We start from the raw sequence: 6677 nt of genomic DNA, 5'->3' as shown, positions 1-6677 counted from the left end.
TGGAGATGTCGTGAGACCCACAGGTTGGACAGGTCATCTCGATTGTCATGGGACCTACTCCCTCAGAATCTAGCAATGCGACGACGATGCCTTGGTTTTTCTCTACCCTTTACGTTAGTCCACTACCCGGAATCGTAACTCCTTTCTGTTCTTGCTCTGCGGTTCCCCTATTCATCGGCTTTTTAGAAGCGGGTGTGCCCTTAGGTGTGACCTTTTCTTATCTTATGGCAGCACCTATGGTCAATGAGGTAGCGGTCATTCTCTTGTGGGGATTGTTTGGACTAAAGGTGACGCTGATCTATATCGGCTTTGGCGTAGGGTTAGCGATCGCCTCTGGATATATCATTGGGCTCCTCAAATTAGAGAAATGGGTGGAGCCATTTGTTTGGGAGCTACAACGCTCTGGTCGAGCAGGTGCCCTAGATGATAGCGGCATGTTAGAACCTCAAGCCCTGACCTGGAGTCAAAGGCTTGAGCAGGGCCGATTTCAGGCGGCTGAAATAGTGCGATCAGTATGGCTTTATGTGGTAATTGGGATTGCGATCGGTGCGGGGATCCATGGCTATGTGCCAACAGAATTCATCACCCGCTTCGCAGGCAAAGATAATCCTTTAGCCGTGCCGATTGCAGTGCTCTTGGGCGTACCTCTCTACGCAAACATTGCGGGTGTTATGCCCATTACTGAAGCACTAGTCAATAAAGGAATGGCGATGGGTACAGTTTTAGCCTTCACGATGGCTGTCACAGCACTATCGCTTCCTGAAATGGTGATTCTCAAGAAAGTTCTGCGACCTCAGCTACTGACAGTATTTATTAGTCTGATGACGGTTGGCATCATCAGTATCGGCTACATGTTCAATGCAATACTTAGTTGAATTGAATTTTTTGGTGTAAAAATTTACCGTAATCAAGAAAATAATCCAGTCCACACAGGAAGCCAGCGATGAATTAACTCCCAAAGATCTCCTTCTCTAAAAAATTTTGACGGTCTATTGGTTATTTCTTAGAGTGATTTAGTTGAGTTGGGTGACTTTGATGTCATACGTAAAAAGTTGCAAAACCGTATCAGATATTTCTCTGGTGAGGCCATTACATGTACTACATTGTCGAAACCCCCAAAACTTTTGACCAGGCAGTAAAAGACCTGGCGGCAGCGGTGACAAGCCATGGCTTCGGGCTGCTCCACATCCACGATTTAGGGGCTACTCTGCGCGGCAAAGGGATTGACTTCGCCGAAAGCTGTCAGGTGTTTGAAGTCTGCAATCCAGGACAGGCTGCCCAGGTATTAGCGGCTGATCTGCTTCTAAACATGGCGTTGCCCTGTCGTATCTCAGTGTTTACAGAGAAGGGCACCACCAAGATTGGCCTAATTAGACCAGGGCCAATGCTTGCCGCCCTGTCAAAAAATTCAGAACTGGCGCAGGTTGCCCAGGCGGTTGAGGAAAAGACCATTCAGATGGTTGATGCTGCAATCTGAGCGATCGCAAATCGTGCCCAGCCCTGTAGTGAAGAAAACGCGGCTGGGGTATTCGAAAAAGCTGGGCATTAACGCCATTCAAATTACGCCCATTTCTCATCAACATTCTGTTAGGGAAAAGGTATAGAGACCATGGCATCGCTGCACCAGCCGGTTTGGACGTTACCCGTTGAGGCGGTCTATGAATCGCTGGCCACTACGCCCCAAGGCATCTCTAGCCGGGAGGCGGCCCAGCGCCTAGAGCAATTTGGGGCCAATGAACTGCCCACCCCCACCCACCGACCCCTGTGGCTGAAGTTTACCGATCAGCTTACCCACTTCATGGCGCTGCTGTTGTGGGTAGCGGGCAGCTTGGCCTTTGTGGCCCGCACCCCTGCCCTAGGCTGGGCCGTTTGGGCCGTGATTTTAATCAACGCCATTTTTAGCTTTTGGCAAGAGTTTCAGGCTGAGCGGGCACTGGCGGCGCTGAAGCAGGTACTGCCCATGCAGGTCAAAGTCTACCGCGATCGCACTCTCCAGCAGCTGCCGGCACGGGAGCTGGTGCGGGGCGACGTGATCGAGCTGGAGGAGGGCGATCGCATTTCTGCCGATGCCCGCCTCGTGTCAGCAGAAAACTTTTCTGCCGATGTCTCGGTGCTCACCGGCGAATCGCTGCCCGTGGCCCGCAACGCTCACCCCGTGCGGCTGCGGCAGGTGGTAGCGGTGCGGGCGGGCAAACCCCTGGCCGGCCCTGGCGAGCACCCCCTGCAAGAGGCGGTTAACCCCGCCGAAATTGCCAACCTGGTGCTGGCAGGGGGCACCGTGGCGGCGGGGCGGGCGGTAGCCGTGGTCTACGCCACCGGAGCCCAGACCGAATTTGGCCAGGTGGCCCACCTCACCGCCGTGGTCAAACGAGAGCCCAGCACCCTTGAAATTCAGGTGGCGCGGATCGTGCGGATCATCACCGCGATCGCCATCACCATGGGCATTTTCGTGTTTTTGCTCAGCTACGTGCTAATCGGCATGGAGGTGACGGAGAGCTTTATCTTTGCGATCGGCATTATTGTCGCCAACGTGCCTGAGGGGCTGTTGCCCACCGTCACCCTGGCCCTGGCCCTGGGGGTGCAGCGCATGGCCAAGCAAAACGCCCTGGTGCGGCGGCTGTCTGCGGTCGAAACCCTGAGCGCCACCTCGGTGATCTGCACCGACAAAACCGGCACCCTGACCAAAAACGAAATGACGGTGCGCTACCTCTGGGTGCCTTGGCAACCCGAGACCGCTGGGGCCGAGGGCCATCCTCCGGTCGCTACCCCAGAGGTTTCGCCTTCCCTGATCGAGGTGACGGGGGTAGGCTACGACCCCACCAGTGGCACCGTGCACCTGCCCGCCGATCTCACCGCCGCCTGGCAGGTGCGCCTGCTGCTGATAGGGGCCTGCCTATGCTCCAATGCCCGGCTGGTGCACCCGTCACCGAGCCGCTGGCAAGAGATTGGCGACCCCACCGAAGCCGCCCTGCTAGTGGCCGCCGCCAAGGGCGAGCTCGACTTGGCCACGCTGCAACACCAGCTTCCCCGCCTCCGAGAAATGCCCTTCGACTCTCGCCGCCGGATGATGACCGTGGTGCTCGACTGGCGATCGGCCGACCTGTGGACCGATGCCCTGCCCCAGGTGGCGATCACCAAGGGTGCCCCCCTGGAGGTGCTGCGCCATTGCCAGTGGATTTTGCGCGACGGCAGAGTTCAGACCCTGACCAAGGCCGAGAGCGATGCGGTGATCGCCGCCAATGATGGTCTGGCCAGCCAGGGTTTTCGGGTGCTGGGGCTGGCGGCCCGGCGGGGCGATCAGGCATTTTTGACCCTGCCCACTCAAGATCTAGAGCAAGAGCTGATTTTCATCGGGCTGGTGGCCATGTTTGACCCGCCCCGAGATGGCATCGCTGAGGCAATCGCCCAATGCCACAGCGCTGGCATCAAAGTCACCATGGTGACCGGTGACTATGGGCTGACCGCCGAGGCGATCGCTCGCAAAATCGGCCTCGTGGGCAACGGCACCAGCGCTCCCCACGATCAGGTGCGGGTGGTGACGGGCGACGGCATGGGGCACCTGTCTGACGCCCAACTGCGCCAGGTGCTGACCTATCGCTCATCGCTGGTGTTTGCCCGCATGTCGCCCGAGCACAAGCTACGCCTGGTGCAGACCTATAAAGCCATGGGCGAAATCGTCGCTGTGACGGGGGATGGCGTCAACGATGCCCCGGCCCTGCGCGCCGCCCACGTGGGCATTGCCATGGGCCAAAACGGCACCGATGTGGCCCGAGAAGCCGCCGACATTGTGCTCACCGACGACAACTTTGCCACTATCGTCAGCGCCATTGAGCAGGGGCGCGCTATCTACCAAAATATCCGCAAGTTCATGACTTACATTCTGGCGTCTAACACTCCAGAGATCACGCCGTTTTTGGCCATGGCGGTGTTCAAAATTCCACCAGCGCTGACCATTTTGCAAATTTTGGCGGTGGACTTGGGCACGGACATGGTGCCTGCCCTGGCCCTCGGGGCAGAACCACCAGAAACCGGCCTGATGAGCCGCCCGCCCCGGCCTAAAAATGCGTTTCTGCTCGACCGATCACTGCTGTTCAGAGCCTACGGGTTTCTCGGAGTCATAGAAGCCGTGCTGTCAATGTTGGGGTTTGCCCTGGTTTGGTGGAGCCATGGCTATAATCTGGCCGACCTACAGGCGGTAACACCCATGATTTTGGCCCGCACTGCTGACCCTGCTATAACAGCGATCTATTGGCAGGCCACGACGATGGCCCTGGCGGCGATCGTGGCCTGCCAAATTGGCAACCTGTTTGCCTGCCGATCTGAATGGGTTTCGGCCTTTCGACTCCAATGGTTCAATAACCGCCTGCTGTGGATTGGCATCGGGGTCGAAGGCATTACGCTACTGGTTTTGATCTACGTCCCTTTTTTGAGGGATGTGTTTACCACCGCCCCCCTCACCCGCGGGCATTGGCTGCTGTTGCTCAGTTGCCCACCGCTCGTGCTGGGGGCCGAAGAGCTGCGAAAAGCTGTGTTTCGCAGATGGCCCTCGGCACTCCCGTTAAAACAGCTTAATCACTAGCCGCCTGACGGCTACAATAGCAGCTCAGTTTGTGCAACGATCCTTTAGGGGTTCCGAATAATTTGACCCGCATTTAAGATGGCGAGCAGAGCCACGCCCACATCGGCAAATACAGCTTCCCAAAGCGTCGCGATGCCTAACGTGCCAAGAACAATAAAAGCAGCCTTTGCCACCATGGCAAAAATGATGTTTTGCCAGACTACCCGCCGGGTTTTATGGGCGATTTGAATCGCTTCGGCCACCTTTGAGGGCGCATCGGTCATAATCACCACGTCAGCGGTTTCGATCGCCGCATCGGAGCCCAGTCCGCCCATGGCGATGCCCACATCGGCCCGAGCAATGACTGGGGCGTCGTTAATGCCGTCGCCGACAAAAGCGACTTTGCCTTTGATTTGCTTGGCTTGATGGAGGAACCCCTCCAATGCCTCTACTTTGTCTTCGGGCAGCAGTTCAGCTCGATACTGGTCGAGCCCGAGTTGCTTAGCAATACTGTCGGCCACCGACTGGCTATCGCCAGTTAGCATAGCGGTGGTAATGCCTTGGGCATGGAGCGCCCGGATGGCTTCGACCGCATCCTCTTTCAGCTCATCGGCAATGATGATGCGGCCACTATATTCGCCATCCACGGCCAGGTGAGCCACCGTACCGTCTACTACACAGACATCGTGGGGAATGGCTTCGCGGTGTAGCAGCCGATCATTGCCCGCCAAGACAGCGCGACCGTTCACCGTGGCGCGAATGCCATGACCGGCAATTTCTTCGTAGTCTTGCACGCCGGAGGTATCGACGGTCTGCCCGTAGGCTTGACGAATCGACTGCGCTACCGGATGGTTGGACTGCGACTCGACCTGAGCGGCTAACTTCAGTAGTTGGTGCTTCTTCAGGCCGTTGTGAGTCACCACATCCGTCACGCGAAAGTTGCCCTGGGTGAGGGTGCCGGTTTTGTCGAACACAACCGTTTTTACCTGGGCCAGGGTGTCTAAATAAGTTGAGCCTTTGACCAAAATGCCGCGTTTGGCGGCACCACCCACGCCGCCAAAGTAGCCTAGGGGAATGCTAATCACTAACCCGCAGGGGCAGGAAATCACCAGCAGCACCAGGGCGCGATAGGTCCACTGGGCCTGGGTTGCTCCCTCAATGAGCAAGGGCGGCAAAATCGCCACCGCTAGGGACAGAAACACCACCACTGGGGTGTAATACCGCGCAAAGCGGGTAATGAATTTTTCAGTGTCGGCTTTTTTGCTGCTAGCGTTTTCGACCAGTTCTAAAATTCTGGCAATCGACGACTCGCCAAAGGGCTTGGTGACCTGCACTGTGAGCAGCCCAGATTGGTTGATCATCCCGGCCAGCACGGTTTCGCCAGGGGCAACGGTGCGGGGCACCGATTCGCCCGTCAAGGCGGAGGTATCGACCAGGGATTTGCCCTCCAGAATGTTGCCATCCAGGGGCACCTTTTCGCCGGGGCGCACCACAATGACATCCCCAACCCCCACGGTCTGGGGGGCAACTGCGCAAATGTTGCCGTCGATGCTGAGGTTAGCGGTGTCGGGCCGTATCTCTAGCAGGGCTTTGATCGAGCGGCGCGATCGCCCCACCGAGTAACCCTGAAACAGTTCTCCCACCTGGAAGAACAGCATTACCGCCACGGCTTCGGGAATTTCGTGGATGGCGATTGCTCCCAGGGTTGCGATCGTCATCAGAAAGTTTTCGTCAAAGATGCGCCCCCGCAAGATGTTGCGCCCCGCCGTGGTCAACACGCTCCAGCCGCTGATTAGGTAAGCCGGAATCAACACCGCATATTCGGCGATGGCGTAGGGGGTGTTGTGCAGCCGCTGATTGAAAATTAGCCCGGTGAGGAAGAGAACGGCAGCGATCGCAATCGGCGTCAACTCTTGCCGTAGGTTGAAGTCATTTGAATCATGGCTGCGGTCAGACCCACAGCAGTCGTCATGGGCGGCCACCTCAGCCTTGGGGATTGGGGCGGGGCTGTCGCAACAAGTATGAGAGTGAGAGTCTGCCACAGGGATACCTGGCAAGTGCCTACTGAACATCTGAATTATTATTCAGATAATACACGATGTGCTCTGTTAAATTACGC

General features: G+C 57.1%; 4 protein-coding genes. 3 read left to right on the top strand and 1 reads right to left on the bottom strand.

Going from position 1 to position 6677, the window contains the following annotated elements; genetic code table 11:
* The first annotated feature begins 86 nt into the window (after positions 1 to 86).
* The 3 genes from VB780_RS28835 (at position 87) to VB780_RS28825 (ending at position 4579) form a co-directional block, all read left to right on the top strand.
* Positions 87 to 875 carry a permease gene (locus VB780_RS28835; protein ID WP_323354641.1) on the top strand — a complete coding sequence of 263 codons (789 nt, stop codon included), beginning with the start codon at positions 87 to 89 and terminating at the stop codon, positions 873 to 875.
* Between the two features lie 218 nt (positions 876 to 1093).
* The gene (locus VB780_RS28830; protein WP_323354640.1) at positions 1094 to 1477 is read left to right on the top strand and encodes a DUF302 domain-containing protein; all 384 of its coding nucleotides are present in this window, start codon (positions 1094 to 1096) and stop codon (positions 1475 to 1477) included.
* A 132-nt stretch (positions 1478 to 1609) separates the two neighbouring features.
* Positions 1610 to 4579 carry a cation-transporting P-type ATPase gene (locus VB780_RS28825; protein ID WP_323354639.1) on the top strand — a complete coding sequence of 990 codons (2970 nt, stop codon included), beginning with the start codon at positions 1610 to 1612 and terminating at the stop codon, positions 4577 to 4579.
* A gap of 44 nt (positions 4580 to 4623) precedes the next feature.
* Here the strand turns inward: VB780_RS28825 and VB780_RS28820 are convergent, their stop codons facing one another.
* Positions 4624 to 6600: a heavy metal translocating P-type ATPase gene (locus tag VB780_RS28820; protein WP_323354638.1), complete on the bottom strand. Its 1977-nt coding sequence runs from the start codon at positions 6598 to 6600 to the stop codon at positions 4624 to 4626.
* Positions 6601 to 6677: the final 77 nt, after the last annotated feature.

It is taken from the genome of Leptolyngbya sp. CCNP1308 (genome assembly GCF_034932455.1).
GTDB lineage: Bacteria > Cyanobacteriota > Cyanobacteriia > Phormidesmidales > Phormidesmidaceae > Nodosilinea.
This window is presented reverse-complemented; position numbering and strand designations above follow the sequence as displayed.

Excerpts from the sequence above, each read along its gene's own strand:
- VB780_RS28835 (WP_323354641.1), top strand. The coding sequence starts at position 87 with ATGCCTTGGTTTTTCTCTACCCTTTACGTTAGTCCACTACCCGGAATC.
- VB780_RS28830 (WP_323354640.1), top strand. The coding sequence starts at position 1,094 with ATGTACTACATTGTCGAAACCCCCAAAACTTTTGACCAGGCAGTAAAA.
- VB780_RS28825 (WP_323354639.1), top strand. The coding sequence starts at position 1,610 with ATGGCATCGCTGCACCAGCCGGTTTGGACGTTACCCGTTGAGGCGGTC.